Source organism: Paraburkholderia sp. J94 (genome assembly GCF_905220285.1).
In the GTDB taxonomy this organism is placed as follows: Bacteria; Pseudomonadota; Gammaproteobacteria; order Burkholderiales; family Burkholderiaceae; genus Paraburkholderia; species Paraburkholderia tropica_A.
Genome location: NZ_CAJMZH010000019.1, coordinates 54,143 through 79,802, shown reverse-complemented (window position 1 = coordinate 79,802; position 25,660 = coordinate 54,143). Strand labels below are relative to the sequence as shown.

Here is a 25,660-nt window from a genome sequence, read left to right as displayed (position 1 = left end):
TTACCCGACGCAACATCCCTCATCCCACAGAAGAACCGGAGGAAACGTGACTGAACTTTGGCGACTATCGGCAACGGAACTGGCGAAGCGCATTCGAAGCCGCGAAGTGTCGGCCCGCGAGGCCGCGACCGATGCGCTCGCGCGGCTCGACGCCGTCAACCCGCTCATCAACGCGGTGGTCGCGCACGACCCCGCGCGGGTCTACGAGCAGGCCGACCGCATCGACGCGGCCATCGCGCGCGGCGAGGACCCGGGCCCGCTCGCGGGCGTGCCGGTCACCACCAAGATCAACGTCGATCAGGCGGGCTTCGCCACCACCAACGGCACCGTGCTGCAAAAGGAGCTGATCGCGCCCGCCAACAGCCCGGCCGTCGACAACCTCGTGCGCGCGGGCGCGGTGCTGCTCGGCCGCACTAATTCGCCGACCTTCGCGCTGCGCTGGTTTACGAGCAATCAGGTGCATGGTGCGACGCGCAATCCGCGCAACGCCGCGCTCACGCCGGGCGGATCGAGCGGCGGCGCGGCGGCGGCGGTCACGGCGGGCATCGGCCAGATCGCGCTGGGCACCGATATCGGCGGCTCGGTGCGCTATCCGGCCTACGCGTGCGGCGTGCACGGGCTGCGCCCGAGCCTCGGACGCGTGCCCGCGTTCAATGCCTCGTCGCCGGAACGGCCGATCGGCGCGCAACTGATGTCGGGCGCGGGGCCGATGGCGCGCAGCATCGACGACGTGAGCCTCGCGTTCGCGGCGTTCGCGCAGCCCGACATGCGCGACCCGTGGTGTGTGCCCGCGCCGCTCAAGGGACCGGACGCGCCGCTGCGCGCGACGATCTGCCTGCGTCCCGGCGGCATGACGATCACGAAGGAGGTGGAGGACGCGCTGCTCGACGCGGGCCGCCGTCTCGCGGATGCGGGCTGGCAGGTCGAGCAGATCGACGACACGCCCTCGATGCGCGACGCCGCCGAAGTGCAGGAGCGCCTGTGGCTCGGCGACGGTTATCCGGCGCTGGTCGACGCGGTGCTGCGCGACGGCGATCCCGGCGCGCGCGCCGTGGTGGAGGGCGTGCGCGCGAAGGTGGCGGCGATGCCAGAGGACGTGGTGACCAAGTCGCTGGTGCGCCGCACCACGCTCGCGCGCCAGTGGCGGCTGTTCTTCGCCGAGCATCCGGTGCTGCTGCTGCCGGTGTCGGGCGAGCTGCCGTTCGCGGACGGGCTCGATCTGCAGGGGCCGGAGGGCTTCCAGCGCGTCTGGGATGCGCAACTGACGCTGCGCGCGTTGCCGGCGGTGGGCTTGCCGGGGCTGGTCGTGTCGACGGGCATGGTCGACGACGTGCCGGTGGGCGTGCAGATCGTCGCCGGGCATTATCGCGAGGATCTGTGCCTGCTGGCGGGCAAGGCGATCGAGGCGCGCGGCGCGCCGCCTTCGCCGATCGATCCGGCTGTCTGACGCGCGGCGGCTTAGCTGGCGGGTTGGTGTCCGTCGTCCTGGCTTGCCGGAGCGGCGGATGCCGATGACGCCGATGATGCCGATGAAGCGAGCGTCAGCGTATCTTCCGGGCGATAGTCGCTCGGCGAGACGCCCAGTTCGCGCCGGAACATATCGCTGAAACTGCTGGGCAGATAGCCGAGCAGCCGCGCCACGGCGCTCACGGGCTGGCCTTCCGCGAGCCGCGATACCGCGATGGCGAGCTGCACCTGCCGCCGCCATTGCGCGAAACCCACGCCCAGTTCACGCGTGAAGAGGCGCGCGAGTGTGCGCACGCTCGCGCCCACCGACGCCGCGTGCTGCTCGAAAGCGATCTCGTTCGACGGATTGTCGATGACCGCGCGGCACAGCATCGAGAGACGGCGGTCGGCGCTGCCCGACGCATCGGGCAAGGGAATGCGCAGCGTCGAGCGGCGCGCGTGCGCCAGTTCCATCCCCGCGAGACGCGAGGCGGCGGCGCGCCAGGCATCGTCGCGCTCGTGCTCGCGTTCGGCGAGATTCTTGATGAGTTCGCGCAGCAGCCCATCGACTTCAAAGACCTCGCAGCGCGTGCTCAGATGCGGGATGTCGTGCTCGTGCAGATAGAGATTGCGCATCTCGACCGCGCTCATCATATGGATCGCGTGCGGCGTGCCGGGCGGCAGCCAGACCGCGCGCTGCGGCGGCACCACGAGCGCCTCGCGGCCTGCTTCGACCCACATCACGCCAGAGACGGCGTACAGCACCTGCGCCCACGTGTGCGAATGCGGCTCGATCTGCAAGCCGCGCGGATAGTGGCGCGCGAGCGAGCGGGTGTGGCCGGGCGCGTCGTCGAGGGTGGGTGGGGTGGCTTGGGGCATGGAAGGCGTAGTGTGCGTGTTGCGTGGCGTGACGGGCGATAGCGCCGATGCGATACGCTAGCACGGGACGCGGCCCAGAGCGCGTTGGGGAACGCAGGAAGCGGCGGCGCAGTGCTCGACCGTGCCGCCGTCTTTTTTATCCATCCGCCAGATAACAATATGGATAGCTAACTAATCGGCATTCGATTACTCACCCGCGCAGACACCCCACCTCAATTATCAAACGTCCCCTGATACTTCGGCGCCGCATCCTGACGCGTGTTCAACTCGAACATCACGCCGCCCGGTGCGCGGCAGAAGAACCGCGAACCGCGCCCGTTATTGAACACGTCGGTTTCCATCTGCACACCTTCGGCCTTGAAACGCGCATGAAGCTGCTGCACGTCTTCGACGCCCGGCAGTTCGAAGCCCACATGAAAATTCCCCGGCCAAACCGGTGTTTCGCTGCTCGTGTGGTCGATCACCACGTCGTAGCCGGGGCGCTTGAGAATATACGACTGCTCCCACGAACCGGCGATCGTGAAGCCCAGATAGCGTTCGAAGAAGCGCGCGGTGGCGGCGGTATCGGAAGAGGGGAAGCTCAGATGGTTGAGCTTCATGGTTTGCGTGACGTCGGTCATTCTGGTCTCTTGTGCGATGGCGACGGCCCCATGCCGTGTTCGCCCGAGGACTTCAGAATATAAGAAAACGCTCGCATTCGATACTCGCATTGGGCGCGCGAGGCGCGTGCGAGAAAACCCCGCTAAACAAGCTATTTTCTGCATGTCGGCGCATGAACGAAGCAGGCCATGCTCGCGTTCGGCACGCCATTTTCGTGCTCGCAAAGCGTTCGTGCCCGCCTCGGTTCGCGAGGCGGGCACGTGACATACACTCCACACACTCATTACGCCGTCACGTTTTTCAAGCGCCGAATCCGCCGTCGATCGTATGCATCGCGCCGGTGATGCCGCTCGCGTGCGGACCCGCGAGATACGCGACGAGGCTCGCGACGTCCTCGGCCGTGCCGTGTCGCTTGAGCGCCATGACGCTGTGCATCATGCTCGCCATCGGACCTTCGGCGGGGTTCATGTCGGTGTCGGTCGGGCCCGGCTGGACCACGTTCACGGTGATGCCGCGCGCGCCGAAATCGCGTGCGAGCCCGCGCGCCATGCCTTGCAGCGCCGACTTGGTCATGCCGTAGGCGGTGAGGCCCTCGAACGGGATGCGATCGCCGTTGACCGAGCCGATCGCGACGATGCGTCCGCCATCGCGCATCGTGCGCGCTGCTTCGACGGATGCGTGATACGCGCCGCGCACGTTCACGTCGAGCATGCGATCGACGTCGTCGGCTTCGATCGTCAGCGGATCGCCGACCACCAGCAGCCCGGCGTTGTACACGAAGACGTCCAGCGGACCGGCTTCCTTGACGGCGGCGATCAGCGCGTCGCGGTCGGCCGCGTCGGCCTGCACGGCGCTCGCGCCGGTTTCCTTCACCAGCGATTCGGCGGCTTCGCGCGAGCCGGCGTAGGTAAAGCGCACCTTCGCGCCGCCTTCGGCGAACACCTTGACGATAGCCTTGCCGATGCCGCGGCTGCCGCCGACGACCAGAACCGATTTACCTGAGAACTGCGTCATGATGGATGACCTCCTTGAATTAAAGTAGTGACCACTATATATTTCAGGTACGGGTAAGGCAAGGACTTTTTATAGTGGTCACTAATTTAAATTCAGGACACAAGCCGGGCCGTGGCCGGCCAAGGGTTTTCGACCCTGAGGCGGCGCTGGCAATCGGCGAGCGGATGTTTCACGAGCACGGCTACGACGCCGTGGGACTGGCTGCGCTCACGGAAGAACTGGGCATCAAGGCGCCGAGTTTCTACGCGGCGTTCGGCAGCAAGGCGGCCTTCTTCGAGCGCGTGATGGAACGTTACGCGCAATCGGCGTTGCCTGCCGCCGATCTGCTCGCGCCGGACCGTCCGCCCGCCGAGGCGCTGGCGGATCTGCTGGAACGCGCCGCGCGCACGTATGCGAAAGACCCGCGCCGCCGCGGCTGCCTCGTGCTGGAAGCGGCGCGCGGCGCGGGCGATACCGAAAGCGCGCTGCTCGCACGCCGGATCGCCGAGGAACGCCGCGCGGAGATCCGCGCTTACGTCGCCGACACGCATCCCGACGCCGCCGATGCCGTGACCGATTACGTCGCGAGCGTGATGTCGGGCCTCTCGGGCAGCGCACGCGAAGGCATGAGCGAAGCGCGTCTTGCGGCCGTCGCTCGCGCGGCGGCGGGCGGCTTGCATGCGCTGCTCGACTGAGCACTTAAGTACTTAAACCTTCAACGGTCGATGCGCGGAGAACCGCGCATCGCTTGCGCATCGCCGCATAAATTAATCAGTCATGCTGATCGATGGTGCGAGGCACGGGCCCATCGCCATCGTTTTTTGCTCCTCGCGATCCATCAGGCAAGAAAATTGCTGTCTCCCTCGATTCAGGCGCGGCAGCGGTGCGCCGCATCCGTTCAAACCCCGTACACGGATTCCAAACATCTCCGGTACCATGGAGTCGTTCGCCCGCCATGGCTTCGGTGCGCCGCAGCAGCGGCGTGAACGCCAGGCCGGGCGGGGCAGCGCAGCCGGAACCGAATCAGTGAAGCCGCTTCAATGAAGCCGATTCATTGGAGCAGAGCGGCGTCTTCGGCCCATCCGCACCTTCGGGTCGATCGGGAGCGAAGACGTGAACCCAAAGGAGTCATCACGCATGTCCGCAGTGCCGTCCCGAGACAACCTGGCGAGCGAGTCATCCGTGCGCGATCTGCGCCGGGTCCCCATCCATCCCGACTTCTGGTATCCCGTCGCGTGGTCCAAAGAGGTGAAGCGCGGCAAGGCGCATGGCGTGCATTTCGCGGGTGAACCCATCGTGCTCGCGCGCACGGAATCGGGCCGCGTGTTCGCGCTCGAAGACCGCTGTGCGCATCGTCAGGTGCCGCTGCATGCGGGCGTGGTCGAAGGCGAGGGCATTCGCTGCGGCTATCACGGCTGGACTTACGACTGCAGCGGCCAGTGCGTCGACATTCCCTATCTCGGCCGCGAGCGCCTGCCCAATGGCGTGCGCGCGTATCCGTGCCGCGAGGCGCACGGCATGATCTTTGTGTTTCCCGGCGACGCCACGCTGGCCGAGCAGACGCCGTTTCCCGAGATGCCCTCGGTCACCGACAAGGCGTACAAGACGCGCCGCTTCGGACGGCCCGTGAAGTGCCATTACTCGTTCATGCACGAGAATCTGATGGACATGAACCATCAGTTCCTGCATCGCCGCCAGATGGGCCAGATGCGCGCGCGTTCGCTCGGCCGCCGCCGTGGCGAAAACTGGATCGAAGTCGATTACACCTTCATGCGCGAGGCGGGCAAGCAGCCCGCGGGCGAGGCGCTCGTGTTCGGTTCGAGCAAGCGCAGCGACGACCAGAGCGACCGCAGCGTCATGACGATCCGCACCGGCTATCCGTATCAGACCTTGCAGATCCGTTCGAGCGACGACACGCTTGTGATGGACCTGTGGATCGTCTACGTGCCGCTCGACGCGCAGCAGCGCACCAACCGCACCTTCGGCATGCTGTCGATCCGCAAGCCTTCGGTGCCGCTGCTGCTCGACGTGGCGTGGCCGCTGCTGGTGTGGTTCACGGAACGCATCTTCAAGGAAGACCGCGCGATCGTCGAACTGGAGCAGGCCGCGCACGACAGTCAGGGCGCCGACTGGAATCACGAGGTGTTTCCGGTCATCAACGAATTGCGTGATGTGCTGCGCAATTGTGGTGCGCGCGCGGTCATTCCGATTCACGCGGTGGACGATCTCGCGTAGCGGCCCCGCGGTCCGCCTGATGTCGTGAAAAAGGTCCAGCGGGTAAGATGATCCGCTGGACCTTTTTTTGCGCGCCGCGCCTTTCAACCCGATGAACGCCACGCCTCTTGCAGTTCCCGACGACGGCCCCGAAGGCATCTACACACGCGGCTTGGGCGCCGCGCGCGAATGGTGGCGCGTCTCGCTGTCCGAGCGCGCGCAGATGTTCCGCATCGAGCACGGCCATGGCGAAATCGGCGCGGGCCAGGTGGACATCGACACCGTTGTCGATCTGGATAATCTCGAAGCGAAGCTGCTGAAGTGGCGTCGCGAAGGTTTCGTCTCCGAAGCGGAGGCTGAAGCCGCGCGCGAGGACGAGGCGCGCGCCGCGCGTGCGGGCAGCGCGTTCGCGGCGGATCTGCAACGCGCCGTGCGGGCGGCGCGCGAGATCCGCGAGGCCAGCGAAGCGGCGCGTCCCGCGAACGCGGCGCGCAAAACCGCGCACATCGGCAACGTGGAGATGCCGGTCGCGAGCGATGTGAGCGATGCGAGCGATGCGCTCGTCCCGCGCCTGAACGAAGCGTATCTTTTCACGCCGCGCGCGGACGACATCGCGCTCGATATCGTCGAAAACCGCCGCGTGATGCTGATCGGCCACACGGGTTCGGGCAAGACCAGTTTCGTCGAGCAGGTGGCGGCGCGCACCGGCCACGGCGTGCTGCGCGCGAACATGAACGGTCAGACGACCGTCGGCGACTTCGTGGGTTTCTGGACGGTGAAGGGCGGCGAGACCGTGTGGGTCGACGGCGTGCTGCCCGTGGCGATGCGCGAAGGCTACTGGCTCATCATCGACGAACTCGACTTCGCCGAGCCCTCGATTCTCGCCGTGCTCACAGCGGTGCTCGAACCGAACGGCAAGCTGCTGCTCAAGGAGCGCGGCAACGAGATCGTTACGCCGCATCCGTCGTTTCGCCTGTTCGCCACCGCGAACGCGGCGGGCGCGATGAGCGCGTACCGGCACCTCTATCAAGGCGCGAATCTGCTCAACGAGGCCTTTCTCGACCGCTGGCGCGTGTATCTTTTCGATTACCTGTCGAAAGATGAGGAAACCGAAGTATTGCTGCGGACCTTGCCCGCGCTCACGCCTGCGCTGGCGCGCACGCTCGCAGCGATTGCCGCCGATTGCCGCGCCGCGTTCGCACGCGAGGATCTGGCGAGTGCGTTTTCCACGCGCCGCCTGATCGACTGGGCCGAACTGATGCTGCGTACCGGCGACGCCGAGCGCGCCGCCGCGCCCGCGATCTACGCGAAAGTGAGCGCCGAGGACGCCGCGCTGATCCGCAGCATCATCCGCCATCATGCGATTTTCGACGCATCGCCGGATGCGTCATCCGCGTCCTGATCGGCGCACGCGATGGACACCGCCCAGATCGACGAACTCGAAACGCGGCTCGGCAAGCTCGCGCGCGTGCTGACGGGCGAGCCGCGCGTGGCCGTGTCGATCGGCGCGGGCGGCCCCAGGGTGGAGCGCGAGCGCTTCGTGTTGCCGACCCACGCGAGCGAGCCCGACGAAGACCTGCTGCTCGGCTATCTCGATCTGCTGGCGGCGCGCTGGCGGCATAGCGCGATCCGGCGTCTCGATACCGCCGAGGCGGGCGTGACGGGGCGCATCGCGCAGGCCGTCGAGGACCGGCGCGTGCTCGCGCGTCTGCTCGACGACTATCCCGGCGCGCGCCGTTACGTCGAGCGCTGGCGCGCGCAATCGGAACAATCCACGCACGATGCGGCGCGGCGCTCGCCGCCGCTCGCGTGGCGCGAACGGCTCATCGGCGCGATCGAACACGCGCTCTGGAACGAGCCGCTCGCGCTCGCCGGTCCCGACGCGGACACGCTCGCGGCGGCGCTGCGCGTGCTCGAAGGCGCGGGTGGCGCGTTCGACATGGCGCGCGCGAGCGGCTCGACCGCGCAGAGCGTGCAGGCCGCGCGCGCGATCGTCGCGGGCGTGCGCTCGCTGGCCTCGGGCGGCGCGAACAACATGATGCAGACGGCCGGTCCCGATCAGACGCTCGATGAAACGGCGCTCGCGCGCGAGCTTGACGCGTTCGGCGAGCACGACGACCTCGCGTTCGCGCTCGAACTCGATAGCGCGCCGGCCGGGCAGCCCGCCGATACGCAGACGCCCGGCCAACCCGGCGATGCCCGCAACGACGCCGCCTCGGCGCCGGGCGCGACGCTCTCGGATTCGGACGCCGCCGCGTCGCCGCGTGCAACAGGCACCGCATCGGTGCACGGAAAACCGCTGCGCTCGATCCCGCTGACGACGGCGTTCGACGTCGTCACCGATCTCAGCGGCAGCGGCGACGCCACCGCCTGGCGCAAGTTGCGCGCGCTCGCCCGCGCGGAAACCGGCGCGCTGAAAACGCATCTCGAACGCGTGCTGAAAGCCGACGAACTCACGCACTGGAAGCGCGAGCGGGAGCGCGGCGAGATCGACCGCGCGGCGCTGGCGCGGCTCGCGGTGTCGCCCGGCTATCGCACGCCGTTTCGCGTGAGCACGCGCGCGAGCGGGCGCGACGCGGCCGTCACGCTGCTGCTCGACCTGAGCGGGTCGATGGCGGGCCGCAAGATCGAGCTTGCGCGGCTGTGCGCGGCGGCACTCGCGGACGCGCTCGCGCAACTCGGTTTCGACGCCGAGGTGCTCGGCTACAGCTCGATCGAATCGCCGGCCATGCGTGCGTACACCGAGCGCGAGCGCGCGGCGCACGCCGATCTGCGCGGCTACAACCGCTTCGTCGAGCGGCTCGATCTGCGCGTGTTCAAGCGTTTCGACGCGCGCGATCTGAGCGGACTCGCGCGCATCGAATGCGGCCACGAGAACCCGGACGGCGAGGCGCTGACGTGGGCCGCCGCGCGGCTCATGGCGCGCAAGGCGCGGCGGCGTCTGCTGTTCGTGCTCTCGGACGGCTCGCCTTCCACGAGCGACGGCGATCCGGCCGTGTTGCGCAGCGACTTGCACGCGCGCGTGGCCGAGGTGCGCGAGCAGGGCATCGAACTCGTCGGCATCGGCATTCAGGACGATGCGGTGGAGGCGTTCTATCCGCACGCGGTGGTCGTGCGCAAGCTACACGAATTGCCCGCCGTCGCGTTCGCGACCTTGAGCCGCCTGCTCGCGCAGCGCACCCGCCAACGCTGACGTTGACGTCGACGCTGAATATCGCGCCGCCGCTGTTGCGCGCGCGCCGCGCTTTTCTTGCGGCGAGGCGAGGCGTGTTTTACCCTTGTGCGCATCGCTTGTCGTACGCGATCGATTCGCCTCCAAAGCGTGACCGATCTGCGATTCGACTGAACAAACCCCTTGAAACAAGGCTTCGGACATGCCCGCTCCCCATCCGAGGACCCACGCAGACTACGACCGCCTCTATTACCGGCTCGAACTGGAGCCCGGCGCGAGCGCGGCCGACATCAAGCATAACTACCGTCAGCTCGCGCAGATTTTCCATCCCGACAAGTGGCGGCATCCCACGGCCGCGTCGCTGCATTGGGCCGACGAGCAATTCAAGAAGATCAAGGAAGCGCGCGAGGTGCTCGAAGGCTACTGGCTCGCGCATCACGAGGCGCCTGCGAGCCGCGCGGCGCTGAGCGAGCCGCAACTCGCGCGCGCGCTCGATCAGGTGCGCGACCTGCAATTGCGGCGCGAGCGTCTGCGCGGCGAACTCGACGCGCTGCAAAGCGAGCAGGCGCGCGGCGTCGCCGAACTCACGCGCATGCAGGCCGAGCGCGAACGGCTCGCGAGCGAACTCGTGCATTTGCGCGACGAAGCGGCGAGGGCGCGCGCAAGCGAGGCGGCGCGGCGCGAGATGGAGCTCGCGCAGCAGCGTTCGCGCGAGCGGGCCGCCGAGGCGCAGCGCGAGCGCGACGAAGCCGAGGCGGCTTCCGCTTCGGAGGCGGCAAGCCAGGCGGCGTCGGATGCGGCGTCGCATGCCACGCGCGACGCCGCGATGGCGGCCGGTCCGTGGCCGCCCGCGCGGCACGCGCTGCGCGACGCCTGCTTCGCGCGTCTCGACGATCCCTCGCGCGGCTGGCTGATCACGCTGAGCGGCATCGTCGTCGCGTTGATCGTGCTGTTCGTCGTGACGCACTGGATCGTGTTCAGCGTGTTCGATGCGACGGGCGGCTGGCGCTGGCTCGGCGACACGCTGCAAGCCGTGCTGATCGCGGCGGGCGTGGTGTTCGCGGGCGGTTTCGCGTGGGCGCAGCGCGGCTTCTATCGCGCCGACCGCGCCGGACGCGCGCATAACGTCGCGCTGCCTGCGCATGAAACGTGGCAGCGCGTGAACGCGGCGCTGCGCGGCACGGGCCGTTATGGCGCTTCGTGGCGCATCGAATCGTGCACGGTGTCGCCCGGCGATGCCGGTTTCGATCTGCGCGCGGTCCTCAGTTATTCGACGAAAGCCGACGCCGATTCGCAGACGAATCAGACGCTGCGCTTTCATTGCCGCGCGCAGCAAACTGGTGAGGGCGGCGAGGGTGATGTGGGTGGTGTGCGGGAAACGCGCCTCGCCTGGGGCTTCACCGTCGAAGCGCCGACGTGGTGGCTCGTGCCCGCCGCGAAGATCGTGCGCGATCTGCGCCGCCGCGTGGAAGCGGAGCTGGCGGCGCGCGTCTGAATCAGGCGTCTATGCACGCGTTGATTTCGGACGCTTGATTTCCAGACTCAATCCTCTTCGACCGCGCCGCGCCGTTCGTCGATCTGCTTCATGTTGTCGAGCAGCTTGAGCAGATAGTGCAGCGTGTGCGTTATGTCGTCGACGGAAAAATTCCCCAGCACTTCCTCGTAATACGCCTGGATCTTCGGCGTGGCTTCGTTCAGCCAGAGCTGACGGCCCGACTCGCTCATGCGCACGCGGCGCGAGCGGCGGTCCTGCGCGTCGGGCGTCGCGCTCAGATGGCCGTCGCGTTCCATGCGGCTCAGCAGGCCAGAGAGATTCTGGCGGCTCACCAGCAGATAGCGCGCGAGGTCGCCGACGCTCATGCCGTCGCGCGCCTCGTCGCGCGAGAGCGCGCCCAGCACGGCCCATTGCTGCGTCGTCAGTCCTTCCTCTTCCACTGCGCGCGTGCCCGTTTTATGCAACATATTGGCGGACTGGTAGAGGCGGAAGAACAGTCTGTTAGCCAACTCGAAGCGCGTCGCGTCATCCGATTGAACGGTTTTTTCGGGCGTTTTTACGTGTTTCGTCAAAGGGTTTCTCCTGGTGTTGCCGCGCTTGCCGACGCCGGGTGGGCTGCCTAGTATACGTCAATATGTTGACGTATTTAGCGCGAGCCGAAAGATCGCGACCACGTCGACGGACTCCATGGTAACAACCCGGCAACGAAAGGAGGCACGATGAAGCGGTTCGAAGGCAAGACGGTCGTGGTCACGGGCGGCGGAGGCGGCATCGGCGGTGCGACGTGCAGGCGCTTCGCGGCGGAGGGCGCGCGCGTGGCGGTGCTCGATCTGTCGCTCGACGCGGCGCAGCTGGTGAGTGCGCAGATCCTCGCGCAAGGCGGCACGGCGCTCGCGCTGCGTTGCGATATCACGCAGCGCGCCGACGTGAACGACGCGCTCGCGCAGATCGAATCGCAACTCGGTCCGGTCGATGTGCTCGTCAACAACGCGGGCTGGGACGTCTTCAAGCCGTTCACGAAAACCACGTCCGCCGAATGGGAGCGGCTCATCGCCATCAACCTCGTGGGCGCGCTGCATCTGCATCACGCGGTGCTGCCCGGCATGGTCGCGCGCAAGCGCGGCAGCATCGTCAATATCGCTTCCGACGCGGCGCGTGTGGGCTCGTCGGGCGAGGCCGTCTACGCGGCGTGCAAGGGCGGACTCGTGGCGTTTTCGAAGACGATCGCGCGCGAGCATGCAAGCCACGGCATCACGGTGAACGTGGTCTGTCCAGGGCCGACCGACACCGCGCTCTTTGCCGATTACAAGGAAGGCGCGGGCAACCCGGAGAAGCTGCTCGAAGCGTTCCAGCGCGCGATTCCGCTCGGGCGCATCGGTCAGCCCGACGATCTGCCGGGCGCCATCGTCTTCTTCGCCAGCGACGACGCGCGCTATATCACGGGCCAGGTGCTGAGCGTATCGGGCGGCCTGACCATGGCCGGCTGACGCGTGCGCGCGCCCGGCATCCCCTCACATCACCAGGACATCGACGATGCAATACGACGACATTCTCTACGAAGTGCGCAACGGCGCGGCGTGGATCACGATCAACCGGCCCGAGAAGATGAACGCGTTTCGCGGCCGCACGTGCGACGAGCTGATTCACGCGATTCAGCGCGCGGGCTATACGCGCGAGATCGGCGTCATCGTGCTCGCGGGCGCGGGCGACAAGGCGTTTTGCACGGGCGGCGATCAATCGGCGCACGAAGGGCAATACGATGGACGCGGCACGATCGGCCTGCCGGTCGAGGAGTTGCACAACGCGATACGCGATGTGCCGAAGCCGGTGATCGCGCGCGTGCAGGGCTATGCGATCGGCGGCGGCAATGTGCTCTGCACGATCTGCGATTTCACGATTGCCTCGGAAAAAGCGGTGTTCGGGCAAGTGGGGCCGAAGGTCGGCTCGGTCGATCCGGGCTTCGGCACGGCGTTTCTCGCGCGCGTGGTCGGCGAAAAGAAGGCGCGCGAGATCTGGTATCTGTGCCGTCGCTATCCGGCGGCCGAGGCGCTGGCGATGGGCCTCGTCAACGCGGTCGTGCCGCATGACCAGCTTGACGCCGAAGTGCAGAAGTGGTGCGACGAAATCATGGAGAGAAGCCCGACGGCCATTGCCATCGCCAAGCGCTCGTTCAACATGGATACCGCGCATCAAGCGGGCATTGCGGGCATGGGTATGTACGCGCTGAAGCTCTATTACGACACCGAGGAATCACGCGAAGGCGTACGGGCGTTTCAGGAAAAGCGGCCGCCGGAGTTTCGCAAGTACGCGAAATGAAGTCGTATTCGTATTACTACGGATACCTGATCGATTAATCGATTGAGCGATGCTGGAGCCAACGTGAACCCCTATATCGACGAAGACCTCGCCGCGCTCGGCGAGCATGCGCAGCGTTTCGCGCGAGGGCGCGTCGCGCCCGGCTTTCTGGAGCGCGACCGCACGCGCGTGCTCGACCGCGATCTGATGCGCGAAATGGGCGAGATGGGTTTCATCGCGCCCGAGTTGCCCGAAGCCTATGGCGGACAAGGGATGGGCTGCCTTGCGGCGGGCGTGATCCACGAAGCCATCGCGGCCGCCGACCTGAGCCTTTCGTATATCAATCTGCTCGCGTCGCTGAACGGGCAGATTCTCGCGCAGCACGCGCGTCCCGAGATCGCGCGTCCGTGGCTCGAACGGCTCACGCAGGGCCGCGCGCTGCTCGCCATCGCGCTTACGGAACCGCGCGGCGGTTCGGATGCGGCGAATCTGCGTCTGAAGATGGAGCGCGTCGGCGACCACTATGTGCTCAACGGCGAAAAGACCTCGATTTCCGCCGCCGATCAAGCCGACGCCGCCGTGGTCTTCGCCCGCAGCGGCCGCGTGGAAGACGGCGCACGCGGCATCTCTGCGCTGCTCGTGCCGATGGATCTGCCGGGCATCACGCGCACGCGTTTCGATTGCCACGGCCAGCGCGCGATCGGACGCGGCTCGATTTTCTTCGACAACGTGCGCGTGCCCGCCGATCATCGGCTCGGCGACGAGGGAAAGGGCTTCGTGCAGGTGATGCAGGGCTTCGACTTTTCACGCGCGTTGATCGGCTTGCAGGTGCTCGCGGTCGCGCGCGTGAGTCTCGAAGAAACGTGGGCGTGGGTGGCGCAGCGCGAGGCGTTCGGCAAGCCGCTTGCGGCGTTTCAGGGCGTCTCGCATCCGCTGGCCGAATACGCGACGCAGGTTGAAGCCGCGCGCCTGCTTTGTCTGCAAACGCTCTGGCTCAAGGATCGTGGTCTGCCGCATACGGCCGAAGCCGCGATGTGCAAATGGTGGGGGCCGAAGCTTGCCTACGACGTGGTGCATCAGTGTTTGCTGTCGTTCGGCCACGGCGGTTACGATCGCGGACCGATGGAGCAGCGCCTGCGCGACATCCTCGGTTTCCAGATTGGCGACGGCACCGCGCAGATCATGAAGACCATCGTCGCGCGCGCGAACGCGGGGCGCGAGGCCGTGTCCGCGTGATGACGAAAATCGTTAGAATACCTGACGAAATACCCAGTAGAGCGCGCCGGCGAGCGCAATGGAGGCGGGCAGCGTGAGCACCCACGCGAGCGCGAGATTGCGCACGGTGGCCCATTGCAGCCCCGAGCCGTTCGCGGCCATCGTGCCCGCCACGCCTGAAGCGAGCACGTGCGTGGTGGAAACGGGCAGCCCGTAGATATCGGCCATGCCGATGGTGAGCATGGCGACCGCTTCGGCGGACGCGCCCTGTCCGTAGGTCAAGTGCTGCTTGCCGATCTTCTCGCCCACGGTCACGACGATGCGCTTCCAGCCGACCATCGTGCCGAGACCGAGCGCGATCGCCACGGCCACTTTCACCCACGTTGGGATGAATTTCGTCGCGTGATCCATCTCGACGCGGAAGGCGTCGAGCGTGGCGGCGTCGGCGGGCGCGAACGCGGGCGCGTGTGCCTTTTCCATCAGGCGGATCGCCTCGGAGGCCACGTACATGTTGTTGCGCACGTTGTCGACGATCACGTCCGGCACCTTCGCGAGCGAGCCGGAGAGGCTCACCTGGTCGCCGATGGTGTCGGTGAGCGCGCGCAGCGCGGGCACGGTTTGCGGTTGCAACTCGCGCGTGCGCACATATCTTTCGACCTCGGCGCGCGGATCGGCGGGCGGATCGGCGGGCGCGGCGGCGGGCCTGGCGGCGGCCCTTGCAACCAGCCCGGCGGCCGGATCGGGCGGCGCATAGTGCGCGAGCGTGAGCGAGGCCGCGCGCGCCGTGGCCACGAAGGCTTCGGTCTGCTGCGGCGTCACGGCCTTGTTGAGCGCGTAGGCGGTGGGCACCACGCCGATCAGAATGAGCATGATGAGGCCCATGCCTTTCTGGCCGTCGTTCGAGCCGTGCGCGAACGACACGCCCGTGCAGGTGCCGATCAGCAGCAGGCGAATCCAGAACGGCGGCGGCTTGCCCGCCTCGGGTTCGCGATAGAGACGCGGCGCGCGCACGGCGAACTTCAGCGCGAGCAGCACGAGCGCCGAGAGCACGAAGCCCACCACGGGCGAGAACAGCAGCGCCTTGCCGACGCCCGCGGCCTGCGCCCAGTCCACGCCGCTCGTGCCGGACGGCCCGCTGATCCACTGGTTCATGATGCCCACGCCGATGATCGAGCCCACCAGCGTGTGCGAGCTCGACGACGGCAGGCCGAAATACCAGGTGCCGAGATTCCACACGATGGCCGCGATCAGCAAGGCGAACACCATCGCGAAGCCCGCGCTGCTGCCCACCTGGAGAATGAGTTCGACGGGCAGCAGTTGCAGGATGCCGAACGCGACCGCGCCGCTCGACACCAGCACGCCGAGAAAATTCCACGCGCCCGACCACGCGACGGCGATGTGCGGTTCGAGCGAGTTCGTATAGATGACGGTGGCGACCGCGTTGGCCGTGTCGTGAAAGCCGTTCACGAATTCGAAGCCGAGCGCGATGAGCAGCGCGAGCCCGAGCAGCACGAAGGGCAGCGCGGAACTCTCGCGCACCGCGCGCAGGTCGACGAACAGATGATCGAGAACATAGAGCGCGCCGACCGCGATGATCGCGAAGAACAGCACGACGGCGAGGTTGCGGCGGCGCGGCGGGGCGGCGCGTAGCGGATGGGGCGCGGGAGGTAAGGGGAGGTCCGGCATGACGGTGCGGGCGAATCGCTGGGCGAATGATCGGGCTCGTGAGCCTCGCGCGCGCCGCGCCGTGAATCATCGCGCATGACGACGCGGTTTGCGAACGTCGTCAGCGGATTCGGGAGCTGCTCGATCGAGACGAACCAGTTTCGCATATCGACCGGAATCGGCGCGCGAGCCGGGCAGCGCGCCGATATGTCCAGGGGTGCGGCAGACCGCGCGACGCCCGTGGGACGGGACGCCGCGCGTGCTTTGCGTCGTATTGACGCGCCCGCGTCAGAACAGGAAGGCGATGCCCGCCATGCCGACGAACTGCGAGTGCGTGCTCGACGGCGTGCTGTTCTGCGAATCGCCCACGGACGGCGTCGCGTCGACGATATCGCCCGCGCCGGTCGCGCCCAGCGTCTGGCCGCTCGCGTGCTGATAGCCTTGCAGCGCGTAGAGCGAAGTGCGCTTCGAGAGGTGGTAGGTCTCCTTGAGCGAGACCTGCTGATAGCGCGCGGCGTTGGTGATGCCGTTCGCCTTCGAAGCCATCGTGTACGCATAGCCGCCGCCCACGTCGAACGCCGGCGTGAAGCGATAGAAGGCCAGCGCGGCCCACGTGTTGAAGACCGCCGTGTTCGCGAACACCGACTTGCCGCCCGGCAGATACTCGACGTTCGAATACGAGGCGCCGAGCGTCAGGTTGCCGATCGCGTAGTTGCCCGCGACGGCGACGTGCTGCACCGAGCGCGCCGACACATAGCCCGTGTTCAGCGACGACTTGCCGAAGCTCGCCGTCGACGAACTGTCGAAGCCGCTCGTGATCGCCGCGTTGTCCATGCGCAGGTAGGCGGCCGCGAGCGAGAGCGGGCCGTTCAGGTAGCGCAGCGCCGCGCTCCACGTTTGCCCCTTGCCGGTGCTGCCCGCGATGCCGCCGAACGCGTACATCGCGCTCGCCTGCAGCCCGTTCCACGACGGCGAGGTGTAGACCGCCGAGTTGTTGATGCGCACGGTGGTGTCGAGGCCGTCGATGTCGCCCGGGTGCGCGCCGGTCGCGCCGGTCAGCCAGTTGCTGCCCGTGAGCGGGCCGACGAACTGGTAGTAGGGCGTGTACTGGCGGCCCATCGTGAAGGTGCCCGCGCTGCGGTTTTGCAGGCCCACGTAGGCCTGGCGGTTGAAGATGAGTCCGCTCGACTGCATTGCGCCAGTGTTCGGATCGAAGCCGTTTTGCAGGTCGAAGATCGCGAAGGTGCCGCCGCCGAGATCTTCCTTGCCCTGGAAGCCGAACTTCGAGGCGTAGACGTTACCCTGGCGCAGATAGACGTTCGACTTGCCGTTCTGGTTGTTCACGTAGGTGATGGCGTCGTCGATGGCGCCGTACAGCGTGACGCTGCTCTGTGCGAAAGCGGGGCTGGCGATCAGGGCGGCGCCGGCGGCGATAAACAGGCCGGGACCGAAGGCGGATTTCTTCATCGTTGTGCGTCTCCAAGGAAAGTAGGAATACTTATTGTTATGTGCCCTTTTAAGAGCACTTATAAGTTCTTTGCGAGAAGTGGGCGCGGCGGGTGCCGCGCCGGTGTTTCGTACTGCGTTTTAGGGGGTGTTTACTACTGCGGCTGCGCGCTCTGCGCCGCCTGGGTGACCTGTGCGCGCTGACGCGCCTGCGCCGCGAGACGCACGGCGGCATTCGGCGCGCCGTAGCCGTCGTAGCCGCCGCGCCGCTCGACGAGTTCGAGGAAGAAGCGCTGGTCGAGCGTTTCCGTGTAGGCGTGCAGGAATTCGCCGCCGTGTTCGTCGCGGTCGTAGAGCAGATTGTGCTGACGCAGCGCATCGAGGAAATCGCCGCTCAGCGCGAAGCGCGCGTCGAGATCGTCGTAATAGTTCGCGGGCACGCGCAGCAGCGGCACGCCCGCGGCTTCGAACTCGGTCACGGCGCGGAAGATGTCCGGGGTGCTGAACGCCACGTGGCTCAGGCCGCTGCCGTGATAGGCGCGCACGGTTTCCGCCGCGGCCGTGTGCTGGTCGACCGAGGCGTTGAGCACCATGCGCAGGCCGCGGTCGGCGCTGAAGAGTGCGCGGCTGCGCACGAGCCCGTACGGGTCGGGCAGCATCACGGGCGCGCTGGCCTGCAGGCCGAATACCGACTTCAGGAACAGCACCCACGCGTCGAACGAACCGGCGGGCAGCGAAAGACTCACGTGATCGATGGCGGCGATCGGGCCGACTTCGGTCGGGCCGTCCACATCGGTGAGCACGAAATCGGCTTCGAACAGCGTCGGCTGGCCTGGTTCTTCGTTAACGAAGTAGTTAAGACTGCCGTCCGGTCCCTGAACGGCCGGCACCACGCGCTCGTTCGGTCCCACGCGGCCGGAGAACGGTTGATAGCCGAAACCGGCGGCGCGTTCGAGCGCCAGTTGCGCGTTGTCCACGCGCAGCGCGGAAGCGCACAGCGAGAGGCCATGGCGCTGGAAAAAAGCGTCGGCGAACGAATCGCGTTCCGCGTTCAGCACGATGGCCGCCGAGCCGTGCTGATAGAGCGTGACGTTCTTCGAACGATGCTGGCCCGCGCGGCGGAAATGCAGCTTGCCGAGCCAGTCGGCGACCTGCGCGCGCGCCGTATCGTTGACGGCGAATTCGAGGAATTGCCATTCCGTATGCGCGGGCGCGGCGGGCGGATGATAGAGCGGCGCGGCCTGCGCGGTGTCGTTCTCCGCTTCGAGCGTGTCGCGCGTGAGCGCTTCGAGCAGCAGCAGCGAGCGATGGCCGTCGGCGGCCGTGGCCGCGGGCGGCGCGCCGCGAAAGCCGTCGTTGAAGATTTCGAGCGAAAGCGGGCCGGTGTAGCCGCTTTTCACGACCTGCGCCGTGAAATCGGCGAGCGCGAAGTCGCCCTGACCCGGGAAACAGCGGTAATGGCGGCTCCATTCGAGCACGTCCATCTGCATCTTCGGCGCATCCGCGATCTGCACGAAGCCGATGCGATCGCCCGGAATCTGCGCGATGGCGTCGGGCGTGTCGTCGAGCGAGAGCGTGTGGAAACTGTCGAGCGCGAGCGTGAGATTCGGGTGATTCACCGTGTTCACGAGCTTCCACGCGTGACGGTAGGTCCGCACGTGACGGCCCCATGCCAGCGCTTCATAACAGGTCACCACGCCCGCTTCGCCGGCCGCCTTCGCCAGCGCGCCGAGTTGTTCGGCGACCAGTGCGTCGTCGGCGATCGTGTCGGGCGAGACGTTGCTGCACACCAGCAAACGATCGGCGCCCAATTCGTGCATCACGTCGAATTTTCGCTTCACGCGCTCGACGTTGCGCGCGAGGCGCTCGGCGCTCACGCCCTCGAAATCGCGGAACGGCTGATAGAGCACGATATCGAGGCCCAGATCGGCGGCCATGCGGCGCACGTCGGCGGGCGAGCCTTCGAAATAGAGCAGATCGTTTTCGAAGATTTCCACCGCCGTGAAGCCCGCGGCGCTGATGGCGGCGAGCTTCTCCGCGAGCGTGCCGCTAATCGAAACCGTGGCGATCGAGCGGCGCAGGGGCGCGGGAGCGGAGGCGTGGAGCAGCTTGGACATGGCGTAAATGCAGCAATAACTGTGACCGGTAAGAGCCGTGCGACCCGGGACCGGCGGCGCGGATACAGATGCCCGCCGGAGTGTCGCAAGAATAACCAAACTAACCAGTTAGTACAAATTCTCGCAAACCCCAGGGTGACCCCGGGGCCCGCGCGCGGCACACTGGCGGCCATGCGTGGGATGCCATGCGGCCGATCAATGTCAGGAAGCTTATTTAGCGCCTTCATGCGCTGCGAATCAACCGCAAATCGGATCGCAACCGAAGTTTCCGCGCCTGCCAAACCGTTGTTGTGTGCTGTTGTGGAGTGTGTGTGATGCAATTGCCGTCGGTACTGGTCCTCAACGGGCCGAATCTGAATCTGCTGGGAACGCGGGAGCCCGCGATATACGGGGCGGAAACCCTCGACGACGTGGCGCGGATGTGCCACGAAGCGGCGGCCCGGCTTCATCTCGAAGTCGACTTTCGTCAGTCGAACGCCGAGCATCAACTGATCGACTGGCTGCACGAGGCGCGCACGCGCGTCGACGGCATCGTCATCAATCCGGCCGCTTATACGCATACGTCGGTCGCGATCGCCGATGCGCTGTCGGCTATCGCCAAACCCGTGATCGAGGTCCATATTTCCAACGTCCACAAGCGCGAGGCCTTCCGGCATCACTCGTTCGTTTCGCCGATCGCCGAGGCGATCATCGTCGGCTGCGGCACGCAAGGCTACGTGCTCGCGCTCGAACGCATGCAAACCTTGTTGACCACGAAATACGCCAAGCAGGTGAAGCAATGAGCCAGCACGACAGCAACAAGCCGCGCTCGTTTCTCTGCGGGCTGATCGGCAAGGGCATCGGCGGCTCGCTGACGCCCGCGATGCACGAGAAAGAAGGGCGCGAACTCGGTTTCAACTATGTGTATCGGCGTATCGATCTCGACACGCTCAACCTCACGCCCGCCGCGCTGCCCGAGCTGCTGCTCGCGGCCGAGCGCATGGGCTTCGACGGCCTGAACATCACCTATCCGTGCAAGCAGGCGGTGATCGAGCTGCTCGACGAACTCTCGGACGACGCCCGCGCGCTGGGCGCCGTCAACACGGTGCTGCTGCGCGACGGCAAGCGCATCGGCCATAACACCGACTGGTCGGGTTTCGCGAGCGCATTCAAGCGCGGCCTGCCCGATGTGTCGCTCGAATCGGTCGTGCAACTGGGCGCGGGCGGCGCGGGCGCGGCGGTCGCGCACGCGGCGCTGCAGATGGGCGCGCGCGCGCTCACGGTGTTCGACGTCGACGGCGCGCGCGCCGAATCGCTCGCCGCCGAATTGCAGGCGCGCTTCCCGCAGGCGCGCGTGCGCGCGGGCGGCTCGCTCGAAGAAACGCTCGCGGTCGCCACCGGCCTGATCCACTGCACGCCGACCGGCATGGCGAAGCTGCCGGGCCTGCCGCTGCCCGCCGAGTATCTGCACGCGGGCCTCTGGGTCGCCGACATCGTCTATTTCCCGATTCGCACGGCGCTGCTCGAAGCCGCCGAGGCGCGCGGCTGCCGCACGCTCAGCGGCGGCGGCATGGCGGTCTATCAAGCGGTGGACGCGTTCCGCCTCTTCACCGGCGTCGAGCCGGATGCCGAGCGTATGTACGCGCATTTGCAGTCGATGCTGGCGCTGGGTTCCGCCCAGGGCGCCGGCCAATAACGAAGCCGGGCCAATCCGGCCACTTACAGGAATGGAGACAGACATGGCACCTCCCGTATCCACGGGGCGCGACGCGCCGACGCTTTCCTCGACGTCCGCCGAGGGCACAATGCGCCGCTCGAAAGCGCGCTATCGCATCCTCGGGCTGCTCGCCGTGGGCACGATGATCAACTATCTGGACCGCACGGTGCTCGGCATCGCGGCGCCGCAGCTCACCAAAGAGCTGGGCATCAATGCGGCGATGATGGGTCTCGTGTTCTCGGTGTTCTCGTGGACCTACGTGGTCGCGCAGATTCCGGGCGGTGTGTTTCTCGACCGCTTCGGCAGCAAGGTCACGTACTTCCTCGCGATGACCTTGTGGTCGACCTGCACGCTGATCCAGGGCTTCGTCGGCAGCGTGGGCGCGTTGTTTGCCTGCCGCCTCGGGCTGGGCGCGGCGGAATCGCCGTGTTTCCCGACCAACAGCCGCGTGGTCGCGACCTGGTTTCCGCAGCACGAACGCGCGTTCGCGACGGGCACCTACACCGTCGGCGAGTACATCGGTCTCGCGTTCTTCAGCCCGTTCCTGTTCGCGCTGATGGGCGCCTACGGCTGGCGCTCGCTGTTCTACGTGGTGGGCGCGGCGGGCATCGCCTTCGGCTTCGTCTGGTGGTTCCTGTATCGCGAGCCGCACGAGCACCCGGCGGCCAACCGCGCCGAACTCGACTACATCGAGGCGGGCGGCGGTCTGGCGAAGCACGAGCGCAAGGTCGCGAAGGAAGAGGCGGCGGCTGAGCAGGCGGGCGGTCAGGCCGACGCCAAGGCCGCGAAGAAGGGCTTCGACTGGCGCCTCGCGGGCCAGCTGGTGCGCCGCCGTCAGCTCGCGGGCATCTGCCTCGGCCAGTTCGCGGGCAACTCCACGCTCGTGTTCTTCCTGACGTGGTTCCCGACCTATCTCGCCACCGAGCGCCACATGGCCTGGCTCAAGATCGGCTTCTTCGCGATCATGCCGTTCATCGCCGCCTCGATTGGCGTGATGTTCGGCGGCACCTTCTCCGACTGGATGCTGCGACGCGGCTTTTCGGCCAACGTGGCGCGCAAGCTGCCGATCATCGCCGGGCTGCTGCTGGCCTCGACGATCATCCTGGCGAACTTCGTCGAGAGCAACGTGACGGTGATCGTGATCCTGTCGATCGCGTTCTTCGCGCAGGGCATGGCGGCGCTCGGCTGGACGCTGGTGTCCGATATCGCGCCGGCCGGCATGCTCGGCCTCACGGGCGGCATCTTCAACCTGGCGGCCAATCTCGCGGGCATCATCACGCCGCTGGTGGTTGGGCTGATCGTGGGCGCGACGGGCTCGTTCGTCTGGGCGCTGGTGTTCATCGGCGTGATCGCGCTGATCGGCGCGGCGTCGTATATCTTCATCGTCGGCGACATCAAGCGGATCGAGCTGGCCTGAAGCACGGGGCGGGCGCGGCGGCATCGCAACATCGATGCCGCCGTGCCGAAAGCTTCCGAAATCGCGTGCTGAAATCGCGCGCCGAAAGCGCGGTGCAACATCGACGAAAACCCGGCGAAATCTCGCCGAAATGCGGATGAAAAGCGGCGGCCGAACCGCCGCGATTCGCACGCAACGCAGGCGCGCCAGACAGCATCGGCAACACCGGCCGGCTTCGCCCGGTCAGGCGGGACGCGGCGCCCGCCATGCTAGAATCGGCCGCATCCCTCCCTCCCTGCGGTCCACAACAACGATATGGCAAGACCGGCGGCTTCGCCCGAACGCAACGACGCTCAATCCGAAAGTCGGCGCAAGTACGATCCCGAGCAGACCAAGCGCAACATTCTGGAAGTGGCGACCGCCGAGTTTTCGGCGATGGGGCTCTCGGGCGCGCGCGTGGACGCGATCGCCGAGCGCACGAACACCACCAAGCGCATGCTGTATTACTACTTCGGCAGCAAGGAAGGGCTGTACGAAGCGGTGCTCGACAAGGTCTACGGCGACATCCGCGCGCTCGAGCAAGACCTGCACATCGACGAACTCGCTCCCGAGGAAGGCCTGAAGCGCCTCGTCGAATTCACCTTCGACTACCACGACCGCCATCGCGACTTCGTGCGCCTCGTGACGATCGAAAACATCCACGGCGCCAAGTACATCGAGCGGCTCAAGACGTTCCGCACCCGCAACGCCAGCGTGATCCGCACGATCGAGGATCTGCTCGCGCGCGGCGTGGCGGCGGGCGTGTTCCGCACCGACATCGATCCGATCGACCTGCACCTGCTGATCAGTTCGATGTGCTTTCACCGCGTGGGCAACCGCCACACCTTCGGCGCCGCGTTCGGGCGCGATCCCTCGCATCCGCGCCTGCGCGCGCGTCATCGCGAGATGGTCGTCGACGCCGTGGAGCGCTTCGTGCGCAAGGCCTGATCGAGCGCCGATCAATCGTCGAGCAGACATCGATCAAGCGCCGATTCTGGCTCGATCGCGCGCCGATCCCGCCCGGATCAGCGCCGATTTTCCTGCCGATTGCGCACCGCGAGCGCGCCAACCGCGCTCCGCCGCTGTATCGAAAAACGCGACAACCGTTGCCAGGCCGCCTCGCCTGGTAATCGCCTCATCGCATAAAAGTGCTCAAACGCATTACACTACGCCCCGGAAGCCCGTGTGACGGGCCTTCGCCGGGGCGTCTGTACGCTCGCGCACCTTGCGCGTCCGGCAAACGCCGCCTCTCGCCGCCAACCGGAAAAGCCCAAGCCTAATGAGCACAGCCATGCCCCGTTCCGGCTCAGCCGGCCTGCCGCGCCAGACCCAGGGTCGCTACACACTCGGGACACGCATCGTCGTGAGTTTCGGCCTGCTGTTCGTGCTGATGCTCGCCACGGCCGCGATCTCGTGGGAGCGCCTGCGCGCCATCGACGACGAAGCCCTCAGCCTCACGCACGATTCCGTGCCGGGCCTGTTCTATGCGACTTCGTTGCGCGCCTCCGCCAACCAGACTTACACGCTCGTCGAGCGCGCCGCCTTCGTGGAAACCGATCCGGCCGGCGTGGCGCGCGCGCTCGCGCAACTGCCGGCGGCCGTCAATCAGACCGAGCAGAACGCCGGGCATTACGAGGCCTCGGTGTTCAGCGCCGACGACCGCGCGCGCTTCCAGCGTTTTCGCGACGCCTACGGCCGCTATCTGCCGCAATTGATGGCGATCGTGCGCGAGCTGCCCACGCAGCGCGCCGCCGCGCAGGCGCAGTTCGTGCAGCTCGACGGCACCTGGCGCGAGGTGATCGACGCGGCCAACGCGGTCGTCGACGAGAACCGCAAGCGCGCCGACGAGTCCGCGCTCGCGATCCGCAGCTCGGTCACCGGCACCGAAATCACGCTCGCCACGGCGCTCGGCATCGTGCTGCTGGCCTCGCTCGGGACCGGCTATCTGCTCTATCGCGCGATCACGCGGCCGATGGGGCGGCTCGTCGAAGTGCACGATGCGATGCGCATGGGCAATCTTTCGCAGCGTCTGGAACTGGGACGCCAGGACGAATTCGGCGTGCTGGAGGACGGCTTCAACCGCATGAGCGACGAACTCGCGAGCCTCGTCGCGCAGGCGCAGAAGTCGTCGCTGCAGGTGACGACCTCGGTGGCCGAAGTGGCCGCGACCTCGAAGGAGCAGCAGGCGACCGCGAGCGAGACGGCGGCGACCACGACCGAGATCGGCGCGACCTCGCGCGAAATTTTCGCCACGGCGCGCGACCTCGTGCGCACGATGGGCGAGGTGGCGACCGTGGCCGAGCAGTCGGCGGCGCTCGCCACGACGAGCCAGAGCGGCCTCACGCACATGGAGGACACCATGCGCAGCGTGATGGAAGCGGCGGGCTCGGTGAACGCCAAGCTCGCGATCCTCAACGAGAAGGCCGTGAGCATCAACCAGGTCGTGGCGACCATCACCAAGGTCGCGGATCAGACCAATCTGCTCTCGCTGAACGCGGCGATCGAGGCCGAGAAGGCCGGCGAATACGGCCGCGGCTTTGCCGTGGTGGCGACCGAGATCCGCCGTCTGGCCGATCAGACGGCGGTGGCGACCTACGACATCGAGCAGACCGTCAAGGAGATCCAGTCGGCGGTCTCGGCGGGCGTGATGGGCATGGACAAGTTCGCGGAGGAAGTGCGCCGCGGCATGCACGACGTGCAGCAGGTGGGCGCGCAGCTTTCGCAGATCATCGGCGCGGTGCAGACGCTCGCGCCGCGCTTCCAGGTCGTCAACGACGGCATGCAGGCGCAGGCCACCAGCGCCGAGCAGATCACCCAGGCGCTGATCCAGTTGTCCGAGGCCGCGCAGCAGACGGCGGAGTCGCTGCGCCAGTCGTCGCAGGCGATCGACAATCTGACGCTCGTGGCGAACGAGCTGCGCACGGGCGTGTCGCGTTTCAGGATCGAGGCGTGATGCCCATGACGACGCACGCGACGATGCCCACGACAGCGC

General features: G+C 67.0%; 21 protein-coding genes. 14 read left to right on the top strand and 7 right to left on the bottom strand.

Annotated elements, in window-relative coordinates; all coding sequences use genetic code 11:
* Nucleotides 1-46: 46 nt before the first annotated feature.
* On the top strand, nt 47-1,447 hold the full coding sequence (locus U4Y88_RS32030; RefSeq protein ID WP_321788813.1) for an amidase family protein: 1,401 nt from the start codon (nt 47-49) through the stop codon (nt 1,445-1,447).
* 11 nt (nt 1,448-1,458) lie between these two features.
* Here U4Y88_RS32030 and U4Y88_RS32025 read toward each other — a convergent pair whose 3' ends face one another.
* From U4Y88_RS32025 to bdcA, 3 genes are all read right to left on the bottom strand, one after another.
* Nucleotides 1,459-2,325 (bottom strand): helix-turn-helix transcriptional regulator, encoded by an 867-nt coding sequence (locus tag U4Y88_RS32025; protein ID WP_321788811.1) that lies wholly within the window; start codon nt 2,323-2,325, stop codon nt 1,459-1,461.
* Nucleotides 2,326-2,537: 212 nt separating this feature from the next.
* Entirely contained in the window at nt 2,538-2,945 is a 408-nt protein-coding gene (locus U4Y88_RS32020) for a VOC family protein (protein ID WP_321788809.1), read from the bottom strand.
* Nucleotides 2,946-3,225: 280 nt separating this feature from the next.
* Nucleotides 3,226-3,939 carry an SDR family oxidoreductase gene (gene bdcA, locus U4Y88_RS32015; protein ID WP_224012104.1) on the bottom strand — a complete coding sequence of 238 codons (714 nt, stop codon included), beginning with the start codon at nt 3,937-3,939 and terminating at the stop codon, nt 3,226-3,228.
* A gap of 164 nt (nt 3,940-4,103) precedes the next feature.
* On the opposite strand from bdcA, the gene U4Y88_RS32010 reads away from it, so the two are divergent.
* From U4Y88_RS32010 to U4Y88_RS31990, 5 genes are all read left to right on the top strand, one after another.
* A complete protein-coding gene (locus tag U4Y88_RS32010) occupies nt 4,104-4,613 on the top strand; it encodes a TetR/AcrR family transcriptional regulator (RefSeq protein WP_321788808.1) in 510 nt (169 codons plus the stop codon).
* Nucleotides 4,614-5,055: 442 nt separating this feature from the next.
* Nucleotides 5,056-6,153, top strand: a complete 1,098-nt coding sequence (locus U4Y88_RS32005) for an aromatic ring-hydroxylating dioxygenase subunit alpha (protein ID WP_321788806.1) — start codon at nt 5,056-5,058, stop codon at nt 6,151-6,153.
* 91 nt (nt 6,154-6,244) lie between these two features.
* Complete coding sequence (locus tag U4Y88_RS32000; protein ID WP_321788804.1) at nt 6,245-7,534, top strand: AAA family ATPase; 1,290 nt, start codon at nt 6,245-6,247, stop codon at nt 7,532-7,534.
* A 12-nt stretch (nt 7,535-7,546) separates the two neighbouring features.
* On the top strand, nt 7,547-9,325 hold the full coding sequence (locus U4Y88_RS31995; protein ID WP_321788802.1) for a cobaltochelatase CobT-related protein: 1,779 nt from the start codon (nt 7,547-7,549) through the stop codon (nt 9,323-9,325).
* Nucleotides 9,326-9,506: 181 nt separating this feature from the next.
* On the top strand, nt 9,507-10,799 hold the full coding sequence (locus U4Y88_RS31990) for a J domain-containing protein (RefSeq protein ID WP_321788800.1): 1,293 nt from the start codon (nt 9,507-9,509) through the stop codon (nt 10,797-10,799).
* A 47-nt stretch (nt 10,800-10,846) separates the two neighbouring features.
* Here U4Y88_RS31990 and U4Y88_RS31985 read toward each other — a convergent pair whose 3' ends face one another.
* Nucleotides 10,847-11,266 (bottom strand): MarR family transcriptional regulator, encoded by a 420-nt coding sequence (locus U4Y88_RS31985; protein WP_321788938.1) that lies wholly within the window; start codon nt 11,264-11,266, stop codon nt 10,847-10,849.
* A 252-nt stretch (nt 11,267-11,518) separates the two neighbouring features.
* Between U4Y88_RS31985 and badH the strand changes: the two genes are divergently transcribed.
* The 3 genes from badH to aliB all read left to right on the top strand — a co-directional run bounded on the left by badH (nt 11,519) and on the right by aliB (nt 14,330).
* Nucleotides 11,519-12,286, top strand: a complete 768-nt coding sequence (gene badH, locus U4Y88_RS31980) for a 2-hydroxycyclohexanecarboxyl-CoA dehydrogenase (RefSeq protein WP_321788797.1) — start codon at nt 11,519-11,521, stop codon at nt 12,284-12,286.
* A 46-nt stretch (nt 12,287-12,332) separates the two neighbouring features.
* Complete coding sequence (gene badI / locus U4Y88_RS31975; protein WP_321788795.1) at nt 12,333-13,115, top strand: 2-ketocyclohexanecarboxyl-CoA hydrolase; 783 nt, start codon at nt 12,333-12,335, stop codon at nt 13,113-13,115.
* Nucleotides 13,116-13,178: 63 nt separating this feature from the next.
* Nucleotides 13,179-14,330: a cyclohexanecarboxyl-CoA dehydrogenase gene (gene aliB / locus U4Y88_RS31970; protein ID WP_224012096.1), complete on the top strand. Its 1,152-nt coding sequence runs from the start codon at nt 13,179-13,181 to the stop codon at nt 14,328-14,330.
* 12 nt (nt 14,331-14,342) lie between these two features.
* Here the strand turns inward: aliB and U4Y88_RS31965 are convergent, their stop codons facing one another.
* The 3 genes from U4Y88_RS31965 to U4Y88_RS31955 form a co-directional block, all read right to left on the bottom strand.
* Nucleotides 14,343-15,995 carry an inorganic phosphate transporter gene (locus tag U4Y88_RS31965; protein ID WP_321788793.1) on the bottom strand — a complete coding sequence of 551 codons (1,653 nt, stop codon included), beginning with the start codon at nt 15,993-15,995 and terminating at the stop codon, nt 14,343-14,345.
* 267 nt (nt 15,996-16,262) lie between these two features.
* The gene (locus U4Y88_RS31960) at nt 16,263-17,441 is read right to left on the bottom strand and encodes a porin (RefSeq protein WP_224012094.1); all 1,179 of its coding nucleotides are present in this window, start codon (nt 17,439-17,441) and stop codon (nt 16,263-16,265) included.
* 134 nt (nt 17,442-17,575) lie between these two features.
* Nucleotides 17,576-19,501: a bifunctional sugar phosphate isomerase/epimerase/4-hydroxyphenylpyruvate dioxygenase family protein gene (locus tag U4Y88_RS31955; protein WP_321788936.1), complete on the bottom strand. Its 1,926-nt coding sequence runs from the start codon at nt 19,499-19,501 to the stop codon at nt 17,576-17,578.
* Nucleotides 19,502-19,851: 350 nt separating this feature from the next.
* Between U4Y88_RS31955 and aroQ the strand changes: the two genes are divergently transcribed.
* From aroQ to U4Y88_RS31930, 5 genes are all read left to right on the top strand, one after another.
* Entirely contained in the window at nt 19,852-20,319 is a 468-nt protein-coding gene (aroQ, locus tag U4Y88_RS31950; RefSeq protein WP_224012093.1) for a type II 3-dehydroquinate dehydratase, read from the top strand.
* Complete coding sequence (locus tag U4Y88_RS31945; RefSeq protein WP_321788792.1) at nt 20,316-21,212, top strand: shikimate dehydrogenase; 897 nt, start codon at nt 20,316-20,318, stop codon at nt 21,210-21,212. Before aroQ ends, U4Y88_RS31945 begins: the two co-directional genes overlap by 4 nt.
* Before the next feature lie 109 nt (nt 21,213-21,321).
* Nucleotides 21,322-22,650, top strand: coding sequence for an MFS transporter (locus U4Y88_RS31940; protein ID WP_321788934.1), 1,329 nt, complete (start codon nt 21,322-21,324; stop codon nt 22,648-22,650).
* A gap of 294 nt (nt 22,651-22,944) precedes the next feature.
* Entirely contained in the window at nt 22,945-23,616 is a 672-nt protein-coding gene (locus tag U4Y88_RS31935) for a TetR/AcrR family transcriptional regulator (RefSeq protein ID WP_310633632.1), read from the top strand.
* A gap of 331 nt (nt 23,617-23,947) precedes the next feature.
* Nucleotides 23,948-25,621, top strand: coding sequence for a methyl-accepting chemotaxis protein (locus U4Y88_RS31930; RefSeq protein WP_321788790.1), 1,674 nt, complete (start codon nt 23,948-23,950; stop codon nt 25,619-25,621).
* Nucleotides 25,622-25,660 lie beyond the last annotated feature (39 nt).